At 58.6% G+C, this 24,190-nt stretch carries 21 protein-coding genes and 2 pseudogenes; 15 read left to right on the top strand and 8 right to left on the bottom strand.

Going from position 1 to position 24,190, the window contains the following annotated elements; translation table 11 throughout:
• Positions 1-10: 10 nt before the first annotated feature.
• On the bottom strand, positions 11-1,507 hold the full coding sequence (locus KGP24_RS08240) for an NCS1 family nucleobase:cation symporter-1 (RefSeq protein ID WP_223562980.1): 1,497 nt from the start codon (positions 1,505-1,507) through the stop codon (positions 11-13).
• Positions 1,508-1,651: 144 nt separating this feature from the next.
• On the opposite strand from KGP24_RS08240, the gene KGP24_RS08245 reads away from it, so the two are divergent.
• From KGP24_RS08245 to puuE, 3 genes and pseudogenes are all read left to right on the top strand, one after another.
• A complete protein-coding gene (locus tag KGP24_RS08245; protein WP_223562981.1) occupies positions 1,652-2,368 on the top strand; it encodes a GntR family transcriptional regulator in 717 nt (238 codons plus the stop codon).
• Positions 2,368-3,244, top strand: a pseudogene (gene hpxA, locus KGP24_RS08250) (allantoin racemase). The gene KGP24_RS08245 and the pseudogene hpxA overlap by 1 nt, the downstream one beginning before the upstream one ends.
• The gene (puuE, locus tag KGP24_RS08255; protein ID WP_223563466.1) at positions 3,162-4,061 is read left to right on the top strand and encodes an allantoinase PuuE; all 900 of its coding nucleotides are present in this window, start codon (positions 3,162-3,164) and stop codon (positions 4,059-4,061) included. Before hpxA ends, puuE begins: the two are co-directional and overlap by 83 nt.
• A 42-nt stretch (positions 4,062-4,103) precedes the next feature.
• Here puuE and KGP24_RS08260 read toward each other — a convergent pair.
• Positions 4,104-4,199 (bottom strand): annotated as a pseudogene (locus KGP24_RS08260) (AtzH-like domain-containing protein); the annotation flags it as partial.
• 330 nt (positions 4,200-4,529) lie between these two features.
• Here KGP24_RS08260 and KGP24_RS08265 point away from each other — a divergent pair.
• Positions 4,530-4,994, top strand: coding sequence for a hypothetical protein (locus KGP24_RS08265; protein WP_223562982.1), 465 nt, complete (start codon positions 4,530-4,532; stop codon positions 4,992-4,994).
• 43 nt (positions 4,995-5,037) lie between these two features.
• On the opposite strand, the gene KGP24_RS08270 is transcribed toward KGP24_RS08265, so the two are convergent.
• From KGP24_RS08270 to hpxW, 5 genes are all read right to left on the bottom strand, one after another.
• Positions 5,038-7,404: a hypothetical protein gene (locus tag KGP24_RS08270; RefSeq protein WP_223562983.1), complete on the bottom strand. Its 2,367-nt coding sequence runs from the start codon at positions 7,402-7,404 to the stop codon at positions 5,038-5,040.
• A 632-nt stretch (positions 7,405-8,036) separates the two neighbouring features.
• Positions 8,037-8,423, bottom strand: coding sequence for an oxalurate catabolism protein HpxZ (hpxZ, locus tag KGP24_RS08275; protein WP_223562984.1), 387 nt, complete (start codon positions 8,421-8,423; stop codon positions 8,037-8,039).
• Positions 8,420-9,817: an AtzE family amidohydrolase gene (locus KGP24_RS08280; protein ID WP_223562985.1), complete on the bottom strand. Its 1,398-nt coding sequence runs from the start codon at positions 9,815-9,817 to the stop codon at positions 8,420-8,422. Before KGP24_RS08280 ends, hpxZ begins: the two co-directional genes overlap by 4 nt.
• Positions 9,814-10,002 (bottom strand): oxalurate catabolism protein HpxX, encoded by a 189-nt coding sequence (gene hpxX, locus KGP24_RS08285; protein ID WP_223562986.1) that lies wholly within the window; start codon positions 10,000-10,002, stop codon positions 9,814-9,816. The genes KGP24_RS08280 and hpxX overlap by 4 nt, the downstream gene beginning before the upstream one ends.
• A 10-nt stretch (positions 10,003-10,012) precedes the next feature.
• On the bottom strand, positions 10,013-11,596 hold the full coding sequence (hpxW, locus tag KGP24_RS08290; RefSeq protein WP_223562987.1) for an oxamate amidohydrolase: 1,584 nt from the start codon (positions 11,594-11,596) through the stop codon (positions 10,013-10,015).
• Between the two features lie 142 nt (positions 11,597-11,738).
• On the opposite strand from hpxW, the gene hpxU reads away from it, so the two are divergent.
• The 7 genes from hpxU to hpxK all read left to right on the top strand — a co-directional run bounded on the left by hpxU (position 11,739) and on the right by hpxK (position 18,086).
• Complete coding sequence (hpxU, locus tag KGP24_RS08295) at positions 11,739-12,578, top strand: MurR/RpiR family transcriptional regulator HpxU (RefSeq protein WP_223562988.1); 840 nt, start codon at positions 11,739-11,741, stop codon at positions 12,576-12,578.
• A 191-nt stretch (positions 12,579-12,769) separates the two neighbouring features.
• Positions 12,770-13,552 carry a transporter substrate-binding domain-containing protein gene (locus KGP24_RS08300; RefSeq protein ID WP_047650815.1) on the top strand — a complete coding sequence of 261 codons (783 nt, stop codon included), beginning with the start codon at positions 12,770-12,772 and terminating at the stop codon, positions 13,550-13,552.
• A 4-nt stretch (positions 13,553-13,556) separates the two neighbouring features.
• Positions 13,557-14,222: an amino acid ABC transporter permease gene (locus tag KGP24_RS08305; RefSeq protein ID WP_032648997.1), complete on the top strand. Its 666-nt coding sequence runs from the start codon at positions 13,557-13,559 to the stop codon at positions 14,220-14,222.
• Complete coding sequence (locus KGP24_RS08310) at positions 14,222-14,878, top strand: amino acid ABC transporter permease (RefSeq protein ID WP_082691224.1); 657 nt, start codon at positions 14,222-14,224, stop codon at positions 14,876-14,878. The genes KGP24_RS08305 and KGP24_RS08310 overlap by 1 nt, the downstream gene beginning before the upstream one ends.
• Entirely contained in the window at positions 14,859-15,596 is a 738-nt protein-coding gene (locus KGP24_RS08315) for an amino acid ABC transporter ATP-binding protein (RefSeq protein WP_223562989.1), read from the top strand. The genes KGP24_RS08310 and KGP24_RS08315 overlap by 20 nt, the downstream gene beginning before the upstream one ends.
• A gap of 13 nt (positions 15,597-15,609) precedes the next feature.
• On the top strand, positions 15,610-16,851 hold the full coding sequence (locus KGP24_RS08320) for an alanine--glyoxylate aminotransferase family protein (RefSeq protein WP_223562990.1): 1,242 nt from the start codon (positions 15,610-15,612) through the stop codon (positions 16,849-16,851).
• Positions 16,848-18,086 carry an allantoate amidohydrolase gene (gene hpxK / locus KGP24_RS08325; protein WP_223562991.1) on the top strand — a complete coding sequence of 413 codons (1,239 nt, stop codon included), beginning with the start codon at positions 16,848-16,850 and terminating at the stop codon, positions 18,084-18,086. Before KGP24_RS08320 ends, hpxK begins: the two co-directional genes overlap by 4 nt.
• On the opposite strand, the gene KGP24_RS08330 is transcribed toward hpxK, so the two are convergent.
• Complete coding sequence (locus tag KGP24_RS08330; RefSeq protein WP_223562992.1) at positions 18,083-19,198, bottom strand: ABC transporter ATP-binding protein; 1,116 nt, start codon at positions 19,196-19,198, stop codon at positions 18,083-18,085. The two genes, hpxK and KGP24_RS08330, sit on opposite strands and share 4 nt — an antisense overlap.
• 321 nt (positions 19,199-19,519) lie before the next feature.
• Here KGP24_RS08330 and KGP24_RS08335 point away from each other — a divergent pair, with 321 nt between their 5' ends.
• Genes KGP24_RS08335 through KGP24_RS08350 form a run of 4 tightly spaced genes read left to right on the top strand, consistent with a single transcriptional unit; the run spans position 19,520 to position 24,164 of the window.
• Positions 19,520-20,734 carry an extracellular solute-binding protein gene (locus tag KGP24_RS08335; RefSeq protein WP_223562993.1) on the top strand — a complete coding sequence of 405 codons (1,215 nt, stop codon included), beginning with the start codon at positions 19,520-19,522 and terminating at the stop codon, positions 20,732-20,734.
• 57 nt (positions 20,735-20,791) lie between these two features.
• Positions 20,792-22,096, top strand: a complete 1,305-nt coding sequence (locus KGP24_RS08340) for a sugar ABC transporter permease (protein WP_282454305.1) — start codon at positions 20,792-20,794, stop codon at positions 22,094-22,096.
• Between the two features lie 11 nt (positions 22,097-22,107).
• The gene (locus KGP24_RS08345; RefSeq protein ID WP_194400027.1) at positions 22,108-22,959 is read left to right on the top strand and encodes a sugar ABC transporter permease; all 852 of its coding nucleotides are present in this window, start codon (positions 22,108-22,110) and stop codon (positions 22,957-22,959) included.
• A gap of 2 nt (positions 22,960-22,961) precedes the next feature.
• Positions 22,962-24,164, top strand: a complete 1,203-nt coding sequence (locus tag KGP24_RS08350) for an arabinogalactan endo-beta-1,4-galactanase (RefSeq protein ID WP_223562994.1) — start codon at positions 22,962-22,964, stop codon at positions 24,162-24,164.
• The last annotated feature ends 26 nt before the right edge of the window (positions 24,165-24,190 follow it).

Consider the following 24,190-nt stretch of genomic DNA (forward strand, 5'->3'; position numbering starts at 1 on the left):
AAGGAGGAAGTTACTCTTTTTGCGTCGCCACGCGGGAGCTGAACGACGCCGCGCCTGTCGTCTCGCGATCTTCCCGCGCCAGCCAGCGGTAGGTGACGCCGCCGAGGAAGACGCCGATAAACCAGCTGAAGTTCGCCACCTCATGCAGGGCCGGAATAAAGCTGATCACCAGGCCCACGGCAACGGACGGGATCAGCGCGCCAATGGCTTTCGGGTTAAAGCCGTTGCGGTACCAGTATTTGCCCTTTGGCGTGTCGTCGAACAGATCGTCAACCGACACTTTGCCGCGTTTAATCAGGTAGAAATCGGCAATCAGAATGCCGAACAGCGGGCCGATGAACGCCCCGAGCACGTCCAGGGTGTAGTGGATAAGCTCCGGCGAGTTGAACAGGTTCCACGGGGTGAGCAGGATCGAGCCGACGGCGGCAATCATCCCCCCGGTACGGAAGCTGATTTTCTGCGGCGAGCAGTTAGAGAAATCAAACGCCGGCGAGACGAAGTTCGCGACGATGTTGATCCCGATGGTGGCGGTGATCATCGTCAGCAGGCCAATCGCCACGGCCAGATCGTTGCCTACGCGGCTGACGGTTTCGATCGGGTCGGTGATCATGCGGCCAAACAGCGACTGGGTACCGGAGACAATGACCACGGTGACGATGGAGAACAGCAGGAAGTTAAACGGCAGGCCCCAGCGGTTGCCGCGGCGGATCTCGCCCATGCTCTTGCCGTAGCGGGAGAAGTCGCCAAAGTTGAGCAGCGGGCCGGAGAAGTAGGAGACCACCAGCGCCGTGGCGGTGATCATCTGCCATGTCTGCTCGCCCGCGCTCAGGGATTTGCTGGCGAGGGTAAAGGAGATCCCGTCAAAACCGGTCTTGTATACAATCCAGCCGGCGAGGGCCAGCATCACCACGTAGACCGCCGGACCGGCGATATCAATAAAGCGCTTGATGGCGCTCATGCCGTGCCAGAAGACCATCGCCTGCAGTACCCACATGATGGCAAAGCAGATCCAGCCCAGATGCGACAGGCCAAGGAACGCGCCGGTAGTAAGCGAAGAGAGCGACGGCCAGAACTTCAGCGCCACCAGCATCAGGGCGTTGGCGGCCAGATAGGTCTGAATGCCGTACCACGCGAAGGCTATCAGCCCGCGGATCACCGCCGGAATATTGGCTCCGAAGACGCCAAACGCCTGACGGCTGATCACCGCGTAGGGCACGCCCGCCATCTGGCTCGGTTTGGCCACCAGGTTGGCGCACAATTGCACGATGCAAATCCCCACCAGCAGGCAAAGCAGCACCTGCCAGCTTGCCAGCCCGAGCGTAAAGAAGCTCGCGGCGACAACATAGCCCCCCATGCTGTGGACGTCCGACATCCAGAACGAAAAGATGTTGTACCAGCTCCAGTTCTGGTCACGCGTCGGTGCCAGATCCTCATTGCAAAGACGTGGGCTGTAAACCGCACCGGAATCAGCGGCCGTACCCTGCTGCGCGTTTTGACTGTTTGGCATGAAACCTGCTCCTGTGAATGAAACCCCGTTGAGTGGGAGTGCAGACGGTGTTGCAGGATCCAGGCCAAAATAATAAATCTTGTATGCAATATTTTATTTTTATGTATACGATTCGATAACGAAGAGTAAAAGACGGAGTGGTGAATGAACAACATAAACGCCCTGCAGACCGCGCCAGACCTGCATGACAAAGACGAATCGATCTTTCAGGCGCTGATGACCGCGATTGTCGAACATCAGCTGCTGCCGGGGAGCAAATTGCCTGAAGAGGCGCTGGCCGAGGTCTTTGGCGTGAGCCGCACGGGCATCCGCAAGGTGCTGCAGCGACTCGCGGCTGTGCAAATGGTCACCTTAACGCCCAAGCGTGGTGCACACGTCGCCAGCCCGACGGTGGAAGAGGCGCGACACATCTTTCGCACCCGCGCGCTGCTGGAGGTCGCCAACCTGCCGGACGTGCTGGCCCGCTGCCAGCCGCCGCACCTTGCCGCGCTGGAGGCCATTATTCGCCAGGAGCAGCAGGCGCACGAGGCTTACGACGGCCCGGCGGCGATCCGCCACTCCGCCAATTTCCACATTCAGCTGCAGTCCATCTCCGGCAACCAGGTGCTCACCGAGATGGTGACCGGCCTGAGCCAGCGATCCTCGCTGGTGATTGCCACCTGGGGCGCGCCGTGGCGTCAGGGCTGCCGCTGCAACGATCACGAACAGCTGGTGGATCTGCTGCGCCAGAAGGCTCTCCAGCCGCTAAGCGATGCCTTAATGCACCATTTTGAACATATCGTTGCCAGCCTCTGCTTCGAGCGGGCGGGCGAGTGCCTGCCTGATTTTGCCCGGCTGTTTGCCGGCCACAAGGAGTCGTAATGTCCTCTGTCTGTATACAAGTGATTAACCCCAACACCAGCCTCGCCATGACGGAAACCATCGGCGCGGCGGCCCGCGCGGTGGCGGCGCCGGGTACGGAAATCCTCGCGGTCTGCCCGAGCGCGGGCGTGCCGTCTATAGAAGGCCACTTTGATGAGGCCATCGCCGCCGTCGGTGTCCTGGAACAGATCAAAAAAGGCAGGGAGCAGGGCGTGGACGGTCACGTCATCGCCTGCTTTGGCGATCCGGGACTGCTGGCGGCGCGCGAGCTGGCGCAGGGGCCGGTGGTGGGTATTGCTGAAGCCGCCATGCATATGGCGACGCTGGTCGCGACGCGCTTTTCGGTGGTGACCACGCTGCCGCGCACGCTGATTATTGCCCGTCATCTGCTGCACCAGTATGGCTTTCACGATCGCTGCGCGGCGCTGCACGCTATCGATCTCCCGGTGCTGGCGCTGGAAGACGGCAGCGGTCTGGCGCAGGAAAAAGTTCGCGCGCGCTGTATACAGGCGCTGAAAGAGGACGGCTGCGGTGCAATCGTGCTGGGCTGCGGCGGCATGGCGACGCTGGCGCAGGAGCTGACCCGCGAGCTGCGCGTGCCGGTCATCGACGGCGTCAGCGCGGCGGTGAAGATGGTGGAATCGCTGGTGGCGCTGGGGCTGTCGACCAGCAAGCACGGGGATCTGGCGTTCCCGGAGAAAAAAGCGTTAAGCGGACAGTTTCAGGCATTGAATCCATTTTGAAGGTGAGGGGAGACGTAATGGCGCTTTTTGAACAGAATTACCCGCGGGATCTGCGCGGCTACGCGGGCAACCCGCCGCACGCGCGGTGGCCGAATCAGGCGCGCATCGCCGTGCAGTTTGTACTCAATTATGAGGAAGGGGCGGAAAACCACGTTCTGCACGGCGATGCCGGATCCGAGCAGTTCCTGTCGGACATTATCGGCGCGGCCAGCTACCCGGATAAGCACATGTCGATGGACTCCCTCTACGAATACGGCAGCCGCGCCGGATTCTGGCGGATCCACAATGAATTTCAAAAGCGCGGCCTGCCGCTGACGGTCTTTGGCGTGGCGATGGCGCTGGCGCGTCACCCGGAGATTGTTGAGGCGATCAAATCCGCGGATTACGACGTGGTCAGCCACGGCTGGCGCTGGATCCACTATCAGAATATGGATATCCAACAGGAGCGCGAACATCTGCAGAAAGCGGTGCAGGTTCTGACCGACCTGTTCGGCAAGCCGCCAACGGGCTGGTACACCGGACGAGACAGCCCGAACACGCGCCAGCTGGTGGTGGAGCACGGCGGCTTCGACTACGACAGCGACTACTACGGCGACGACCTGCCCTTCTGGACGGAAGTGGTCTGCAGCGACGGTACACAAAAACCGCACCTGATTGTGCCCTATACGCTGGATGCGAACGACATGCGCTTTGCGACCGCGCAGGGGTTTAATACCGCCGAGCAGTTTTATACGTATCTGAAGGATAGCTTTGACGTGCTGTACGAAGAGGGAGAAAGCGCGCCGAAGATGATGTCCATCGGCATGCACTGCCGTCTGCTGGGAAGACCGGGGCGTTTTCGCGCGCTGCAGCGGTTCCTGGATTACGTGCAGCAGCATGAACGGGTGTGGGTCTGTACCCGCCAGCAGATTGCTGACCACTGGCGGGAAGTGCATCCGTTTCAGAATTAATTGAGCCGTATTTAGCCGGGTGGCGGCTGCGCCTTACCCGGCCTACGCCATCAAACTCACCTGTGCCGCAACAATGCGCCACCCGTAGGCAAACCGCACCCACGTCTGCTGCTGGCGGCCAGGCCGCTGTGTGCCCTCGCCGTTTTCTAGTGTACCCACCACGAGGCATCAGGCTTTCTTTATCGGAATGATTGATTTTTCGTCATTCCAGTCGGAAAATCCCTGCACTTTAAATGGGAAAGGCATAAACAGGATGTTCACGCTCTTTATGAAATGGCAAGCCCAGCGAACACTGGCACCGGATGATATTCAGTTTATCCTCACGCCACGTGAAGCACTGGAGATGGCGAGCATTTTTTGCGAACTGAATTACCTGGAATACGGCTACCAGCGTAACCCCCTTTGCTGTAAAAAAGTATACGAAGAATTGTCCGCTTTGTGTGGATTGAACCCCCTAAGGAGAAGCATGTGAAAACGACTTTTATCGTTCTTTTAGTCGGATTATTTTTTTCTGTATTCAACGCAAATGCAGATACAGAATTGGTTTTTCAGTGTATGACCAAGAGTAAGAAGACAGTAAAAATAGAACGTTCAGATGAAATTTTGAAGTATACATACGGCAACAATAAGAAAAATGACCTCGCTTTGGAGACTCCGCTTTATAGTGCGAAAATTCCAGGTATTTTTTCATCAGATGTTCAACTTGGAAATAAGTCCGGACCTTATATTTATAATACTGTTACGTTCCATAACGCCAATTATGAATACTCAGTTTCAGCTTTAAGTGACATCAATGCTCCATCAGACAAAACCTTTACGGGTGTTCGTGTCAGTGGCGATAACATAAAAACCACTGAAATGAAATGCATAGATAATACGGTGCAAGATAACTTTGAATCTCTTTTTTCTTATGACAGCTCACGAAGAAAATAAGAAGAAGGGCTTGCCATAAGGCGAGCCCTAACCCTATCAATCACTAAATGCCGTTAAATATCTTTTTGTTATAAAATTTAATTAAATTTCTATATCGAGCATCTTTTGTATTGGTGCCAGAGTTTACAATATTTGTTACCCCATGTGATGCATCTTCCGTGATACCATTATCAGCTTTTTTATAAGCCTCATAAAAATCCCAAAAGAACAATGCTGACCTCACAACTTGCTTTATTGATGCAGTAATCAAATCTGGATGTTCTTCATAATCCGCTGGGTCGCACCAAACCTTATTGGCATACTGAGTAAAGACTCTATAATTATATCTTCCCGTAAGCTGTTTCATTCCTCTGCCCTTATAGCGCCATCCATCGCCGGGCTCTGTATTGCCATTGCGACCACCATAAGCTTTATTGGCGATTGCTTCCTGATTTGCACTGTGTGCAGCTGTTCGCCCATCAATTTCCTGTTCATCAGGATGTCTTCGGTAATAGCTGAAGAGACCAGGGAGCGCTGTTGCCGCATAATTTAAACTCTCGTCTATTATGAATGTAGCCCCCGTTTCCTGATAAACCTGAGCCATAAAGTGATACAGCCGAAGCTCTGTATTAAGGTGGCAACGTTCCAGATTATCATTTAGCTCATCCGCCACCTGCTGGAGAACCTCGTCGCTGACTTTGCGACTATCGGTCCATATCTTTCGCAACATTGGCAGCGTGATTTTGCCGCCTCCGGACTTAAGCATCTCCATAAACTCAAGCGGATGAAAATGCCATACTGACCGCTCACTCGCGAACGGCGGCACCTTATCCATCCAGCGCGTCGCATCCAGAAATCCCCCGTTGGCCATCTTCACAACAGGACTTTTATCCCTGACCTTAAATACCGACGACCAGCGTGTATCATCCTGGGTACTGTGCCAGCCGCTGTCGTGTTTCACTATCAGCCGCCGCGCATATTCCGGGATGTTCATCTGGTTGGTATGCAGTGCCCCGAACAAATACTGGTCCTGAGATTTATCGGGATACGGGTTCGGCGGTCTTCTGTTTTCAGCATTGTGCATCAGGCTGTTATAAAACATTTTGGCCTGTGAGAACTGTGGTCCTTTTTCACCGTCAAAGTGAGAGCTGATGCTTCTCAGGGCATCAATCAGCCAGCGTTCATCCAGCGTGCGCGTAAAATCGGTTGTGTGTTCAGCTTCAATACAGTGGAAGTTGAGTCCCGCTAAATCATGCTGACTGAGCTGATCCACGTCGTCCTGGTGCATCCACGTATGCGGGCGGATTTGAAAGTAAGTGACCCCGGTTTTATCCGTAAACGGGGACGTGGCATCACGCGGAATAATTTTCCCTGCATCGGCACGGGTAATGGCGCTGATCTGCTCAAAGGTACTTTCCTCGCCTTCCCCGTTTCGCAGGTACAGCGGCCGTTTCAGCTTCAGCTTAATGAACTGTTTGCCCGTTTTGATGCCCTTCACGTTTGCCACCACATCAGGCACATGCTCGTCGAGACTCAGCAGCTCGATATGAGCTTTATAGTCCGTGGTGATAGTCTGCGGATGGTTATCTTCGTCAGCCAGATCCTGAGCGCTGAGGAACCCGACCGCATCCCCTGCTTTCACCGTCACTTTCAGCGGCGCGGGCGGCACCACCACATCATCAAACACGCCGTGATTCAGTGCGCTGTGCATCCAGTCAGGCAGGCACACGTAACATTCGCCGCCAGGCTCCAGAAATTCCGGGCGCATCGAGACCCAGAACAGCGCCCCGGCGGGTTTACCGTCCTGAAGACGCTGCACCAGAGCAAACGGCTCCTGCTGTTGTTCCAGTAAAAACGATTTCTGTTGCAGCACGGCAAGCGTGTCACCCTGCATCAGCGTTCTGGCGTGACCGTGTTTGTTTGCCAGCACGTCCGGCGCGATTTCGCGGCTGTCATCATGGCGGGAATGTTTACGCATCCGCACGCCTTGGCCTTTCTGCGTGACCCGGTAAAGCGGGCGTTTCGGAAATTCTGACAATGGCGCGATGTGCATGTAAAGCTGGTACAGCGTCAGCCAGGACGATTCATCCTGTTCGTCGGGCTTGTACACTGATTTGACCAGCACAAAGGTGCCGGACTGGCGCAGGGGGCGTTCCTGGTAACACTCGATAGCCGCGTAGTCCCGATTAACCCGCCATGCCACCACCTCGCCGTCCATCATGAACTGTAGCGGCACCGATTTTTCCGGCGTTTCCTGATCCAGCACCGAGGCCGGAGATGATGACATCCCAACATGGATCCCCCCGTGCCAGTAACGGTTTACTCCAAGTAACCACCACCCGTGGGCGTTTTTGCGGATGTCGGTCAGCAGCTCGTCATAGTTCTTATAGCCCCGTCCGTCGGCTTTCCGTACCGGATAACATATGTTCATCACCCTTCCTTAAGTGAAATCCCTAAAAACCTTAATCATCGCAGGGAGTTAAAAAAAGGGAAGCAGAAATTAACGCAACTGTATTGCTACATATCACGGAAAAGATGGCTTAGCAGGGGGGGCGAAGCGCGGGGAACTGTGCTTTATGGTATCTCACCCTGGTATCGGCGGATTGACGACGGGCGAATGATGCCGCCTTCCATGCCTTGTGGCATCAACACATCACCGGTGCTCTCTTCCATGCTGCTGACACTGGAGGCATCACACTAAGCCTGCCTCCTCGCACAGCTGTGGGGGAATCCTTGGTGTGACACCTTCCTGGCCTGAAGAATGACGACAATATCCGTTTTGTATTTTTGCGTACCATTACGTGCACTGCTAAAAAGCGCTCAGGGCGATTTCCCGCTCTGAGCCGCAAAGAAAGTATGCATTCCCCCGTAAAAAACCCGAAAAACGCGTCTGGTGAATTCTGAGATCATGAATGACTATTCACCCGGATGCATGTCTTCTGTTTGTAAAATAACCACGATGATTTTTCCCATAACAAGCAGAGGGACTTATACAATCCTATACTCAACCGTGAGTAAATATCTCAGCGGTGGCCTATGGATTTAACTGTAAGCATCTTTTCATTACACCATCAAACTCACCTGCGCTGCCACGATGCGCCACCCGTAGGCAAACCGCACCCACGTCTGCTGCTGGCGGCCAATGCGTTCTGTGCCCTCGCGGGTAAACTCGGTGCTGCACACGGCGTAATCCTCCCCGAAGGTGGTGATCAGGGTGTGGCGCAAAGTCCGCTGTAACCCGGCGGACGGGCGCGCCGCCCGGAAGGCGCGGATTTCATCAATGCCATACAGGTTTTCACCCGCCCCCAGACGCACGGTGTTTTTATCTTGCCAGAACAGCTCGTCCAGCACCGCAACGTTGTTGCTCACCAGCGCGTCCTCATAGCGGTAAAACGCGGCCGTCACCTCGGCAACCACCCACGGGAGGTTAATGTCATCGTGATTCATCATGCGGCCACCTCCGCCGGACGGGCATCGGTTATTCCTCTCTCTTCCAGCACGCGCGCGACGCGCAGGCAGGCCTGCTCGTTAAACGGCGCGGCAATCAGCTGCAGGCCAATCGGCGCACCCTGCGCGGTACGCAGCGGAACGGTGGTCACGGGCAGGCCTAAAAACGAAATCGGCTGGGTCAGCATCCCCATGCTGGCGCGAATGGGAAGCGGCTGACCGTTAATTTCCATGGTTTGCTCACCCGCGAGCGTGGCGCTGCGCGGCGTGGCCGGGGCGATCAGCACATCGGCCTGAGCGAACAGGGTTTTAAACACCTGCCGGGCGTGCGCGCGAAACCGCTGGGCCTGAATATACCAGGCGGAGGGGATCATCGCGCCTGCCAGCAGCCGTTCGCGGGAGTGCGGTTCAAAACGCTCGGGCTCGCGGCGAAGCGCGGGCAGGTACTGATTTCCCCCTTCGGCGGCGCTGATGATAAACGCCGCGGAGCGCGCCAGTTCGGCGTCCGGGAAATGCAGCTCATCCTGCACGTCGAGCGCTTTTGCAACCCGCGCTACGGCGTCGCGGGCGTCCGCGTCGCACCAGGTGGTGAAATAGCCGCCGAGCACCGCGCAGCGCAGGCCGTCAAGCCCGCGATCGAGCAGGGGGCGCGTCTGCTCGCGCGAGCTCTCTGCCTGAAAACCGTCGCTGCCGTCCCGCCCCTGCAGCGCGTCGTATACGGACGCCAGGTCGCACACGCGGCGGGCAAAGGGGCCGATATGATCCAGGCTCGCGACAAACGGATGGCTGCCGGATCGCGACAGGCGGCCAAAGGTGGGCTTCAGGCCGTAGATGCCGCACAGGGAGGCCGGAACGCGAATCGAGCCGTTGGTGTCGGTGCCGAGCGAAAAGTGCACCAGCCCGGCGGCCACGGCGGCGGCCGAGCCGCCGGACGACCCGCCCGCAATGCGCGCCAGATCGTGCGGGTTACGCGTCGTGCCGTAGTGGCTGTTTTCGGTTGTGAAGCCGTAGGCGTAGGCGTCCATATTCACCATCCCGGTCAGCAGCCCGCCCGCGCTGCGCAGCTGGCGCACCGCGAAGCTGTCAGCGGCCGCGGCAGGGCGCTGGCTGAACAGCTCTGCCCCGGCAAGGGTGGTGTGACCGGCCACGTCGAACAGGTTTTTCACCGCGTAGGGCACGCCCGCCAGCGGCGGCAGGGGACGCTTCTCGCGACGCAGGGTGTCGATGCTCTCGGCCTCGGCGAGCATACGTGCTTCCGTCACGGCGGTCCAGGCGTTAATCAGCGGGTTGACGCGCGCAATCGCCTCCAGCGTCTGGCGGGCAATCTCGCGAGCGCTCAGCTCGCCCGCGCTCAGCGCCTGCTGGATCGCGCTGATACTCATCTCGTGTAGCCTCATGCTTTGTACACTCCTGCGATCTCCAGGCGGTCGTCGAGCGGCAGCGCCATCAGCGGGGCAGCCAGGGTAGCAATGCGGCTGAACTGCAGCTGCAGCTCGGCGCGGCGGTCATCGTCCAGCGTCACGCCTAGCACGGACTCCATTTGCGCAAGATACGCCTGCCAGTCGGTTTGTTGTGTCGTCATTGTTTTCTCCTCAGAATCCGGCGGCCGCGCCGTTGCTGCGCGGGTCAAATGCCCCTTCGAACAGCCCGTTGGGGTGGCGGACAATCGCACCCGCGTGGCCCATCGCTTCGCTGAAGTCAGGGAAAAGCTCCACCTCGTGACCGAGTGCCTGCAGGCGTGCGACCGTCTCGGGTGAAAAACGCCCTTCAAGTTTTAAGGTGTCCGAGGTTTGTCCCCAGGTGCGCCCCAGCAGCCAGCGTGGGCGGGAGATGCTCTCCTGCAGGGGCACGCCCTGGATCGCGTAGCGGGTAAAGATCGTGGCCTGGGTTTGCGGCTGCCCGTCGCCGCCCATTGAGCCGTAGACCATCACGCGCCCGTCACGAAGACGTGCCGCCGCCGGGTTCAGGGTGTGGAAAGGCTGTTTGCCCGGCGCGAGAGCTAAAAGATGATTGGGGTTGAGACTGAAAGACGCCCCGCGGTTCTGCCAGACGATGCCGGTGTCGGGCAGCACCACGCCGCTGCCGAACTCGTGATAGATACTCTGGATAAACGACACGGCAAGCCCGCTGTTATCCATCACCCCCATCCACACCGTATCGCCGGGGCCTTTTCCGGTGCCCCACGGCGCGGCGCGGCCGTCGTCAACCCTTTCGGCAAGCGCCTGCAGGGCGGCGGGATCCAGCAGACCCTGAATATCGGTTTTCAGCTCGCGCGGATCGGTGATGTGGGCATCGCGCAGGCCAAAGGCCAGCTTGGTGGCTTCAACGATACGGTGAATGGTGTCGGCGTCGTCGGCCTCCGCCATATTCAGGCGGTCGGTGATGCCGAGTATCGCCAGCGAGACCAGCCCCTGCGTCGGCGGGGCGTGGTTAAAGATCTCCCCCTGCTGATGCTGCAGCTTCAGCGGCGCGGTGCGTCTGGCAGCGTGCGCGCGTAAATCGGCCAGCGTCACGGGCAGGCCCAGCGTTTCCATGCCGTGCGCCAGCACGTTCGCCAGCGGGCCGCGGTAAAAGCTGTCCAGACCGTCCTCCACCAGGCGCGTCAGCGTCGTGGCCATGGCGGGCTGGTAAAAACGGCTCCCTGCCTGCGGCGGCTTGCCGTCCACCAGCCAGGTTTCCGCGAAGCCTGGCACGTCCTTCAGCTCGTCGAACTTGCTGGCCGTAGCATGGGCCTGTGAGGCCGTGACCGGCGTGCCGTTTTGCGCGTAGTCGATGGCGTCGGCCAGCAGGCGGGAGAGCGGCAGCGCCTTACCGGTCATCTCGCGAGAGACCTTCAGCGCCTCGTCCCAGCCGCTCACGGTTCCGGCGACGGTCAGCGCCGCCCGCGGTCCGCGATGGGGGATCTGCGTTAGCCCGTCGTAGGCGGCAAGCGTTGCGCGCGATCCCGCCGCGCCGCTGGCATCGATGGCGACGGGTTCGCCTTCCGGCGGCACGATAAGCCAGAAGCCATCGCCGCCCAGCCCGTTCATGTGGGGGTAAACCACGGCAATGGTGGCCGCCGCGGCGACCATTGCTTCTATCGCGCTGCCCCCTTCGCGCAGCACCGCCAGCGCGCTCTGGCTGGCAAGATGGTGGGGCGCAACGGCCATGCCGTGCGTGGAGACATTACTTTGCATGAAGAGTCCTCATAACCCTGAAAGTCACAAGGTGCTGCAAAAGCTGTTCCAGTTCTGAAAGAAAAGTTTCAGTAAACTGGCACGTATAATGAAAGGTAGAATGAAAGGCAAAATGTGATGAAACAAAAGTTACAGAGGCGCTATGGAACAACTGGATGAACGTCTGAAAGCACAGTACCCGTCGCTGTCGCCGCAGGAGCAGCGGGTGGCGGACTTTATTTTTGACCATTTTGATGACCTGATTAGCTACAACAGCGCCGAGCTGGCGCAGCTGAGCGGGGTGTCGAAAGCCACGGTGAGCCGCCTGTTTAAGCGTCTGGGCTATGAGAAATATAAGGACATGCGCGACGAGCTGCGCACCCTGCGCCAGAGCGGGATGCCGCTTACCGATAACCGCGACGCGGTGCAGGGCAATACCCTGCTGGCGCGCCACTATAAGCAGGAGATGGCAAACCTGACCCAGTGGGTCAATGCCCTCGACGCGCAGCAGTTTGCCGACGCGTTGGCCTGCATGGTGAAGGCGCGGCGCGTCGTCATTATCGGCATGCGTAATGCCTATCCGGCGGCACTGCACCTGCGCCAGCAGCTGCTGCAGGCGCGCGGTCAGGTGCTGGTCCTACCGCAGCCCGGGCAGAGCCTGAGCGAGGAGCTGGTGGATTTAACGCCGGACGATATGGTGGTCATGATGGCCTTTCGCCGCCGCCCGCGCATCATACGCCCGCTGATGCAGCAGCTTCAGAGCAGCGGAATTCCGGTGCTGCTGATGTGCGAGCCGCAGGCGCACAGCCTGTTTCCGCTGGCGAGCTGGCAGCTCTGCGCCCCGCTGGACAGCGTCTCGGCCTATGACAGCTATTCCTCGGTCAACAGCCTGATTAACCTGCTGGCAAATGCCTTCCTGCATGACATTCTCGATAAAGGCCGTCCGCGCATTCACGAGATTGCCTCCCTCTACCAGCAGCTGGACGAACTCGAACAACGATAATGGGGCATCAGGCTGGTGCTTTGCATTAAAATGGTGCAACTGGCGGGTCGGGAAAACGCACGGTTTTTCGACCCGCCCGCGTTCAATCAGGCTTCAAAAGAATATTTCCCGCTTCGCCTTATCTGGCACATTAGTTGCAAAATCACATTCAAAGAATCTTTTGTTTCATGTTAACGTTACGGGGAAGCACCATGAAAAAATTGTTGATTGCACTGGCCGGGGCCGCATGCCTCTTCACACAGCTGCCGGCAAAGGCTGACCAGCTTCAGGATATCGAGAAGCGCGGCACCATCCGCATTGCCGTTCCGCAGGACTTCCCGCCGTTTGGCTCGGTCGGGACCGATCTGCAGCCGCAGGGCTATGACATCGACATGGCGCGCTATCTGGCCAAACAGATGAAGCTCAAGCTGCAGCTGGTGCCGGTAACCAGCGCCAACCGCGTGCCGTACCTGCAAACCGATAAGGTGGATCTGGTCATTTCAAGCCTCGGTAAAAACCCGGAACGCGAGAAGGTGATCGACTTTAGCCGCGCCTACGCGCCGTTCTTCCTCGGCGTGTTTGGTCCGAAAGGGGCCGAGCTGAAAGACGCTGCCGCGCTGAGCGGAAAAACCATCGGCGTGACGCGCGGGGCGGTGGAGGACATGGTGCTTACTAGCCTGGCGCCGAAAGACGCGGACGTGAAGCGCTACGAAGATAATAACACCACGCTCTCCGCCTATCTCTCCGGACAGGTGCAGTACGTGGCGACCGGCAACCTCGTGGTGGCGGCCATTTCGCGCCAGAACGCGGATAAAGCCCCGGTGCCGAGCTTTATGCTGAAAGACTCGCCGTGCTTTATTGGCCTGAAGAAGAACGAACCGGCCCTGAAGGCAAAAGTGGACGCGCTGATTGAGCAGGGCATCAAGGACGGCACGCTCAACGGCCTGTCCGAGCAATGGCTGAAGGCCCCGCTGCCGGCAAACCTTGGCGCCTGAGCCGATGACTGAGCAACTTGATTTCTCCGCGCTCTGGCCGCACTGGCCGGAGCTGCTGGCGGGGCTGTGGGTCACCGTTCAGCTGACGGTCATGGCGACCGTCGGCGGGCTGGCGACAGGAATTTTCGGGGCGGCTATCCGCAGCGGACGCACCACCTGGTTCAGCCGGATCTGGGGCGCGTACGTGGAAATTATCCGCAACACGCCGTTTGTGGTGCAGCTGTTTTTCATTGTCTTCGGCCTGCCGAATCTCGGGCTGAAGATGACGGCGGGGGAAGCGGCGCTGCTGGCCATGGTGGTGAACCTGGGCGCCTACAGCACCGAAATTATCCGCGCGGGCATTCAGGTCACGCCGAAAGGGCAGTGGGAAGCCGGACGCGTGCTGGGGCTGACCCGCCTGCAGACCTTTATTCGCGTGGTGCTGCCGCCCGCGCTGCAGCGCATTTACCCGGCGCTGGTGAGCCAGTGCATTATCGTGATGCTCGGCTCGTCGGTGGTGTCTCAGGTCTCGTATGAAGAGCTGACCTTCGCCGCCAACCTGATCCAGTCCAGAACGTTTTTAAGCTTTGAGGTTTATCTGGTGACAACCGGCATTTACTTAGCGCTGTCGATTACCCTGCGCCAGCTGATGATGGCGGCGGGACGCAAATGGCTGGGGGTGCAGGCATGATGACCACCTTTACCGACTGGGACATTATTCGCAACCTGCTGCTGGCCGGACGCTGGACGGTGCTGCTGTCGCTGGTGGCGTTTGTCGGCGGGGCGGTGGTGACGCTGCCGCTCCTGCTGCTGCGCCTCACGGGCGGGCGCGCGGTGAAGCGCATCATCCGCGGCTATATTGAGCTGTTCCAGGGCACGCCGCTGCTGATGCAGCTGTTCCTGGCCTTCTTCGGCGTGGCGCTGTTCGGCATCGACGTCTCGCCGTGGACCGCCGCCTCGCTGGCGCTCACGTTCTACACCAGCGCGTTTCTGCTCGATATCTGGTTTGGCAGCATTCGCGCGCTGCCGAAAGGGCAGTGGGAAGCCTCGCGCTGTCTGGGGCTGACCTTTGGCCAGACCCTGTTTCGCGTCGTCGCCCCGCAGGCGCTGCGCATCGGCATCGCCCCGACGGTCGGCTTTGCCGTGCAGGTGATTAAAGGCACCGCGCTGGCGTCGATTATCGGCTTTATCGAGCTGACCAAGGCCGGGACCATGCTGACCAACGTGACGTATCAGCCGTTTAAGGTCTTTGCGCTGGTGGCGCTCGGCTACTTTATTCTGTGTTATCCGCTGTCGCGCTACAGCCGCTATCTGGAGACGAAATTCAATGCCTCTCATCACCATTAATCAGGTGCAGAAGTACTACGGCGATAACCACGTGCTCAAGGGCGTCGATCTGGATATCGACATGGGCCAGGTGATCTCCATCATCGGGCGCAGCGGGTCGGGCAAAAGCACGCTGCTGCGCTGCATCAACGGGCTGGAAGGCTATCAGGACGGCAGCATCAAGCTGGGCGGCATGACCATTACCGACCGGGATTCTCAGGCGCGCGAAATCAGCCGCTCGGTCGGGATGGTGTTCCAGAGCTTCAACCTGTTTCCGCACATGACGGCGCTGGAAAACGTGATGCTCGCCCCGCGTCGGGTGCTGAAGAAAAGCGCCGCCGAATGCCGCGAGCTGGCGAAGCAGATGCTGGAGAAAGTGGGCTTAGGCGATCGTCTGGATTACTACCCGTCGAGCCTCTCCGGCGGCCAGCAGCAGCGCGTGGCGATTGCCCGCGCGCTGGCGATGTCACCTAAAGTTTTACTCTGCGACGAGATCACCTCCGCGCTCGACCCGGAGCTGGTGGGCGAAGTGCTCAGGGTGCTCGAGCAGCTGGCGGCCGAGGGGATGACGCTCATACTGGTTACCCATGAAATGAATTTTGCCCGCGAAGTGGGCGACCGCGTGGTGTTTATGCACCAGGGGAAAGTCTGGGAGCAGGGCGACAGCAAAACGCTGTTTGCCAACCCGCAGACCACGGAACTGAAGCAGTTCATCTCCTCCGTGCGCGGCCTCAACTGATAAGGACTGACAAATGGATATCGCACGCTTTCCGCAAATCAACCCGCCGCAGCGCCTGCTGATGGGGCCGGGCCCGATCAACGCCGACCCGCGCGTGCTGCGCGCCATGTCGAGCCAGCTGATCGGCCAGTACGATCCGGCCATGACCCACTACATGAACGAGGTGATGGCGCTCTATCGCGGGGTGTTCCGCACCGAAAACCGCTGGACGATGCTGGTGGACGGCACCTCCCGCGCGGGGATTGAAGCCATTCTGGTTTCCGCCATCCGCCCCGGAGATAAGGTGCTGGTGCCGGTCTTTGGCCGCTTTGGTCACCTGCTGTGCGAAATTGCCCGCCGCTGCCGCGCGGAGGTGCATACCATCGAGGTGCCGTGGGGTGAGGTGTTTACCCCGGACCAGGTGGAGGATGCGATTAAGCGTATTCGTCCGCGCCTGCTGCTGACCGTGCAGGGCGACACCTCCACCACCATGCTGCAGCCGCTCGCCGAGCTCGGCGCCATCTGCCGCCGCTACGACGTGCTGTTCTACACCGACGCCACCGCGTCGCTCGGCGGCAACGCGCTGGAGACCGACGCCTGGGGGCTGGATGCCGTCTCGGCCGGGATGCAGAAGTGCCTCGGCGGCCCGTCGGGCACCTCGCCGATCACCCTGAGCGCGCGCATGGAGGAGGCGATCCGTCGCCGCAAATGCGTTGAGGAGGGCATTCGTACCGACGCCCACCGCGACGGCGACGAGGAGATGATCTACTCCAACTATTTCGATCTCGGCATGGTGATGGACTACTGGGGGCCGGAGCGGCTTAACCACCATACCGAAGCCACCACCGCGCTGTTTGGTGCCCGCGAGTGCGCGCGTCTGATCCTGCAGGAAGGGCTGGATAACGGCATTGCGCGCCACAGGCTGCACGGCGATGCGCTGCTGAAAGGCATTCAGGCGATGGGGCTTGAGACCTTCGGCGACCTGAAGCACAAGATGAACAACGTGCTGGGCGTGGCGATCCCGCAGGGCGTTAACGGCGACCAGGTGCGTAAGCTGATGCTGGAAGATTTCGGGATTGAAATCGGCACCTCGTTTGGCCCGCTGCACGGCAAGGTGTGGCGCATTGGCACCATGGGCTACAACGCGCGCAAGGACTGCGTGATGACCACCCTGAGCGCGCTGGAGTCGGTGCTGAACTACCTGAAATTCACGACCACGCAGGGGGCCGCCATGCAGGCCGCGTGGGACCACTATCGCCGCGAGACGCCGCAATGAGCCCGGCGGCAGAACGGGTGATGGCGCGCGCCGACGCGCTGGCCGCCATCAGCGAAACCCCGGATGCGCTGACGAGAGTCTATCTCTCCACGCAGCATCTGCAGGCCAACCAGCTGGTCGGAGAGTGGATGCGCCAGGCGGGCATGACCGTCTGGCAGGACAGCGTGGGCAATATCTGTGGACGCTACGAAGGCGCGCAGGAGGGAGCCCAGGCTGTGCTGCTCGGCTCGCATCTGGACACCGTGCGCAATGCCGGACGCTACGACGGCATGCTCGGGGTGCTCACCGCCATTGAGGTGGTGGACGGCCTGCACCAGCAGGGGCTACATCTGGCCCAGGCGATTGAGATTGTTGGTTTTGGCGACGAAGAGGGGACCCGTTTTGGCATCACCCTGCTAGGCAGCCGGGGCGTTACGGGCACCTGGCCGCAGGGCTGGCTGGAGGCGTGTGATGCAAGCGGCATCAGCGTGGCGCAGGCGATGGTGCAGGCCGGGCTCGACCCCGCTCGCGTGGCGCTGGCGGCACGGCATCAGGACGATTTCAGCGCCTGTCTGGAACTGCACATCGAACAGGGGCCGTGTCTGGAGCAGGAAGGTCTGGCGCTGGGCGTGGTGGAGGCCATTAACGGCGCGCGCCGCCTAAGCTGCCGCTTCACCGGCGAGGCCGGACACGCGGGCACCGTGCCGATGAATCACCGTAAAGATGCCCTGGCCGCCGCAGCCGAATGGATGGTGCTGATTGAAAACGCCACACGGAAACGCGGCGGCAATCTGGTCGCGACGGTCGGGGAACTGCGCTGCCTGCCCGGTGCGGTCAACGTGATCCCCGGCGAGGTTGCGCTCTCGCTGGATATTCGCGGCCCGCAGGATGCCCCGCTTGACGCGCTGCTTACTGAACTGCTGGCGCATGCGCAGGCCATTGCCACTCGTCGCGGGCTGAGCTTCGGCTCCGAGGAGTTTTACCGGATCGCCGCCACGCCGTGCGATGCGCGCCTGCGGCATCTGCTGGGGGACGCCGTTACGTCGGTGCAGGGACATTCATTATCGCTGCCCAGCGGCGCCGGGCATGACACCATCGCGCTGGCAGAACGCTGGCCGGTCGGCATGCTGTTTGTGCGCTGCAGGGGGGGCGTCAGCCACCATCCGGCGGAATCGGTGATGGCTGAGGATGTTGCCCTGGCGATTGAGGCGTTTGGGCGGGCGGTGAGAGCGCTTGCTGACGGTGGCGCGCGTTAAGCCACCGAACGCACCGCATCTTCGATATCAGCGCTCACCCGTACATCCTGGTCGTCAAAAACCATGCAGTGACGGTCGTCAAACGCCACGTCTATCTTCTGCCAGGGGGCGAACTTCACGTCGCCCGGCAGCAAGATCTTCACGTTGTCATGGCCATAGCATTGCCCAAACAGGTAAGTATTGTTTCCCAGTCGCTCCACCACTTCACAGTTAAATTCCAGCCGCGTGCCGCGGTGAAGGTCGGTGGTTAAATGTTCCGGACGGATGCCCAGCGTGACCTGACTGCCCGGCTGCAGCGGTGTGGTGGTCATCGCGAGCGTGAGCGACTTCTGCTGCGACAATCTGACGGTGAGCTTGCCCGGCTGCCAGGCTTCAACGGTCGCCGGCAGAAAGTTCATCTTCGGAGAACCTATAAACCCGGCGACAAACTTATTCACCGGTTTGTAATAGAGATCCATCGGCGCACCCATCTGTTCAACCTTGCCGTAGTTCATGACCACAATTTTGTCGGCCAGGGTCATCGCTTCGATCTGGTCGTGCGTGACATACACCATGGTGGTTTTCAGCTCCTGGTGAAGTCGGGCAAGGTGAAGACGCATCTCGACGCGCAGTTCGGCGTCCAGGTTAGAGAGCGGTTCATCGAACATAAAGACGCGCGGATTGCGCACGATGGCGCGGCCTATTGCCACGCGCTGGCGCTGCCCGCCCGAGAGCTGTTTAGGTTTGCGGTCCAGCAGGTGGGAGAGCTGCAGCGTTTTTGCCACCATCTCCACCTGATGACGGATTCGATCTTTCGGGACCTTATTCACCTTCAGCCCGTAGCCCATGTTCTCGGCGACCGTCATGTGCGGATAGAGCGCGTAGGACTGAAACACCATCGCCACGCCGCGGTGGGAAGGCGCAACGTCATTCATCACCTCATTACCGATTAAGACTTCACCTTCGCTAATCTCCTCCAGACCGGCAATCATGCGCAGCATGGTCGATTTACCGCAGCCGGAAGGGCCAACAAAGACGGCGAATTCACCGTCTTCAATTTCAAGATTCACGTTGTGCAAGGTGACGGTGTCGCCAAAGCGCTTGGTGACGTTCCTCAACTGTATGTTTGACATCAGTGTTCCCCGAGTAAACCGCTGTCTATGTTTTACGTATAACAATATGTGTCAACATAGCTGGACGGTGCAATTTGTCTGCATTGACTATAACTTCCAGTATTCATGCGCCCTATACAGATTTTCCATTAATGTTATGACGATCACACAACTTACAGTTTTTTGTAGAGTTATCATGATGTGAAGGGTAGCGTATACCAAACCAAAGATATTTGATGTCATACGTGCAGCATCTGAGTTTGCGGAGTTTTAGATGAGGCAGAAAAGGCGTTAAATGTCATAGCAACCATAAAATTGTTATACGTTCACATTAGGTTTGTAATGAAAAAGAACCTACTTGCCGCTCTGATCCTCTCTACGCTCGCGGTGCAGGTACATGCCACCACGCAGCTTAACGTCTGGGAAGACATCAAGAAGTCGTCCGGTATCAAGGATGCGGTGGCCGACTTTGAAAAACAGTACGACGTTAAGGTCAACGTCCAGGAAACCCCTTACGCCCAGCAGCTGGAAAAACTGCGCCTGGACGGCCCGGCGGGCATTGGCCCGGACGTGCTGGTGATCCCTAACGATCAGCTGGGCGGCGCCGTGGTGCAAGGGCTGCTGACTCCTCTGAATCTGGAGGCTAAGCAGACCGAACAGTACACCCCGGCCTCGATCAATGCCTTCAAAATGGATAATGCCCTTTACGGCGTGCCGAAAGCGGTCGAGACGCTGGTGCTGATCTACAACAAAGACCTCATCGACAAGCCGCTCAACTCGCTGCAGGACTGGTATGACTTTTCGAAACAGCAGCGCGCGAAAAACCAGTACGGCCTTCTCGCCAAGTTCGACCAGATTTACTACAGCTGGGGGGCAATTTCCCCGATGGGCGGCTACATCTTCGGTCAAAACGACAAGGGCGGCTATAACGCCAGCGACGTTGGCCTCAACAAGCCGGGTGCGGTAGAGGCCGTGACGTACCTGAAAAAATTCTACGCCGACGGGATCTTCCCGGCCGGGATAGTTGGTGACAACGGCCTGAACGCCATTGACTCCCTGTTCACCGAGAAGAAAGCGGCAGCCGTGATCAACGGGCCGTGGGCATTCCAGCCGTATGAAGCGGCAGGCATCAACTACGGCGTGGCGCCGCTGCCAATGCTGCCGGACGGCAAGCCGATGAGATCTTTTCTCGGCGTGAAAGGCTACGTTGTCTCCACGTGGAGCAAAGACAAAGCCCTGGCGCAGAAATTTATCGAATTCATCAACCAGCCGCAGTATGTGAAAACGCGCTACATCGCCACGCGTGAGATCCCGCCGCTGACGGCAATGATTGACGATCCGGTTATCAAAAACGACGAAAAAGCGAGTGCCGTCGCGGTACAGGCGGCGCGCGCAACCGCCATGCCGGGCATCCCTGAGATGGGCGAAGTCTGGGGGCCAGCCAACGCCGCGCTGGAGCTGAGCCTGACCGGCAAACAGGATCCTAAAGCCGCGCTGGATAGCGCAGAAAAACAGGTCCAGATGCAAATCGAAGCCATGCAGGCCAGCAACCAGTAATTTTCTGCCGTCGCAAAACGGGAGGGCTCTCTCCCGTTTTATTGAAAGGAGTTGTCTGTGAGTATCATCCCGGAAAATTTTGCCAGAACGCACGGGGCCGGGCGCCATGCCTGGACCGGCCTGCTGCTGGCGGTCATCCCCGGCTTCGGCCAGTTCTACCATCGTCAGTGGCTGAAAGGGATTATCTTCCTGGTGCTGCTGGCCAGTTTTATCGGCGTATTCGCCGATTTTCTGCGCGAAGGGCTGTGGGGGCTGGTGACGCTGGGGGAGGAGGTGCCGCGGGATAACTCCATCTTCCTGCTGGCTGAGGGGATCATCAGCGTGCTGATCGCCGCGTTTGGCGTGATGGTCTGGTACCTGTCGATGCGTGATGCGTGGGTGAATGGCAGAAAACGCGATGAGGGACTCGCACTTAACAGCGTGCGCAAGCAGTACCAGATGCTGCTGAGTGACGGCTTCCCGTATCTTATGATCACGCCCGGCTTTATCCTGCTGGTGTTTGTGGTGGTGTTCCCGATCCTGTTCGGCTTTGCCATCGCCTTTACCAACTACAACCTGTACCACACGCCGCCGGCAAAGCTGGTGGACTGGGTCGGCTTTAAGAACTTCATCAATATCTTCACGCTTTCCATCTGGCGTTCGACCTTCTTCGACGTGCTGCAGTGGACGGTGGTCTGGACGCTGCTCGCCACCACGCTGCAGTGTACCGTGGGCGTGCTGCTGGCCATTCTGGTCAACCAGAAGGATCTGCGCTTTAAGCCGCTGATCCGCACCATCTTCATTCTGCCGTGGGCGGTACCGGGTTTTGTCACCATTCTGGTGTTTGCCGGGATGTTCAACGACTCCTTTGGGGTGATCAACAACGCCATACTGGCCTTCTTCGGCATCGCGCCAAAAGCGTGGATGACCGATCCGTTCTGGACCAAAACGGCGCTGATTATGATGCAGACCTGGCTCGGCTTCCCGTTTGTTTTCGCCATGACCACCGGCGTGCTGCAGGCCATTCCGGACGATCTGTACGAAGCGGCGACCATGGACGGCGCCAGCAGCGCGACCAGGCTACGCACCATCACGCTGCCGCTGGTGCTGTACTCGATTGCGCCGATTCTGATCACCCAATACACCTTCAACTTCAATAACTTCAACATCATCTACCTGTTCAATAACGGCGGTCCGGCGGTGGTGGGGTCAAATGCGGGTGGGACGGATATCCTGGTGTCGTGGATCTACAAACTGACGATGTCCTCTTCGCAATACGCGATTGCGGCGACCATCACTATCCTGCTGTCGATCTTTGTCGTCGGGCTGGCGCTGTGGCAGTTCCGCGCCACGAAATCGTTCAAAAATGACGACATGGCGTAAGGAACGCAACAATGGCTCAATCACAAAGTATTAAACGTGAGAAGTGGGTACGCCTCTCGCTCTCCTGGCTGGTTATCGTGCTGGTCTCGACAATCATCATTTACCCGCTGGTGTGGACGGTCGGCGCGTCGTTTAACGCGGGTAATAGCCTGCTGAGCTCGTCGATTATTCCCGAGAACTTCTCGATGCAGCATTACGCCGACCTGTTCAACGGCCAGGTGAACTACATGACCTGGTACTGGAACTCGATGAAAATCAGCTTTCTGACCATGGTGCTGACCCTAATCAGCGTCAGCTTTACCGCCTACGCGTTTTCGCGCTTTCGCTTTAAGGGGCGTCAGAACGGGCTGATGCTGTTCCTGCTGCTGCAGATGATCCCGCAGTTCTCGGCGCTGATTGCCATCTTCGTGCTGTCCCAGCTTTTGGGTCTTATCAATAGCCATCTGGCGCTGGTGCTGATCTACGTGGGCGGCATGATCCCGATGAACACTTACCTGATGAAAGGCTACCTCGATGCCATTCCGAAAGATCTGGATGAATCCGCGCGCATGGACGGGGCCAGCAACTTCCGGATTTTCATCGAAATTATCATGCCGCTTTCGAAGCCGATTGTGGCGGTAGTGGCGCTGTTCTCCTTCACCGGGCCGCTGGGGGATTTCATTCTCTCCAGCACCATTTTGCGCACCCCGGACAAATACACCTTACCCATCGGGCTTTATAACCTGGTGGCGCAAAAAATGGGTGCCAGCTACACCACCTACGCGGCAGGCGCGGTCCTGATTGCGGTGCCGGTGGCGATCCTCTACCTCGCCTTACAAAAATATTTCGTCTCCGGACTGACCTCCGGGAGCACAAAGGGATAATCATGAAAAGACTCAAACCCGCTTTGCTCGCTGTTTGCCTCTCCTGCGGTCTTGCCGCCAGCGCTTTTGCTGCTGAGGCGGTGAAAACGCGTCCATTTAACGCCATGCCGGCGGATTTTATTAAGGGGGCGGATATTTCAACCCTGCTGGAAGCAGAACAACACGGCGCGAAATTCTATAACCAGAACGGCCAGCAGCAGGACGCGATTGCTATCCTCAAAGCTAACGGCGTGAACACCGTGCGCCTGCGCCTGTGGGTAGATCCGCAGGATGCGAGCGGCAATACCTACGGCGGCGGCAGTAACAGCCTGGAAAACACGATTGCGCTGGCGAAGCGCGTGAAGGCGCAGGGCCTGAAGCTGCTGCTCGACTTCCACTACAGCGATTTCTGGACAGATCCGGGCAAACAGTTCAAGCCAAAAGCCTGGGAGAAGATGGACTACCCGCAGCTCAAAACGGCGATCCATGACTACACCCGCGATACCATTGCCCGCTTTAAGAAAGAGGGCGTCCTGCCCGACATGGTGCAGATCGGTAACGAAATCAACGGCGGCATGCTGTGGCCGGAAGGCAAAAGCTGGGGGCAGGGCGGCGGCGAATTTGACCGCCTGGCCGGGCTGCTCAACGCCGCGATTGGCGGGCTAAAAGAGAATCTGACCGGCGGCGAGCAGGTGAAAATCATGCTGCACCTGGCGGAAGGGACCAAAAATGACACCTTCCGCTGGTGGTTTGACGAGATCGCGAAGCGCGACGTGCCGTTCGATATTATCGGCCTGTCGATGTACACCTACTGGAACGGGCCGATTAGCGCGCTGAAGGCCAATATGGATGATATCAGCAAGCGCTATAACAAAGACGTGATTGTGGTGGAAGCGGCATACGGCTACACGCTGGACAACTGCGATAACGCCGAGAACAGCTTCCAGGCGAAAGAAGAAAAAGACGGCGGCTATCCGGGCACCGTTCAGGGCCAGTACGATTATATTCACGATTTAATGCAGTCCGTTATTGATGTTCCGGACCATCGCGGCAAGGGCATCTTTTACTGGGAGCCGACCTGGATTGCCGTCCCGGGCACCACGTGGGCGACCAAAGCCGGCATGAAATATATCCATGACGAATGGAAAGAGGGGAATGCCCGCGAGAATCAGGCGTTATTTGATTGTCAGGGAAAAGTGCTGCCATCAATAACGGTATTTAAATAATTTTTATCTTCATTCAGGACGTTTTT

The organism is Enterobacter sp. JBIWA008, from assembly GCF_019968765.1.
Taxonomy (GTDB): Bacteria; Pseudomonadota; Gammaproteobacteria; order Enterobacterales; family Enterobacteriaceae; genus Enterobacter.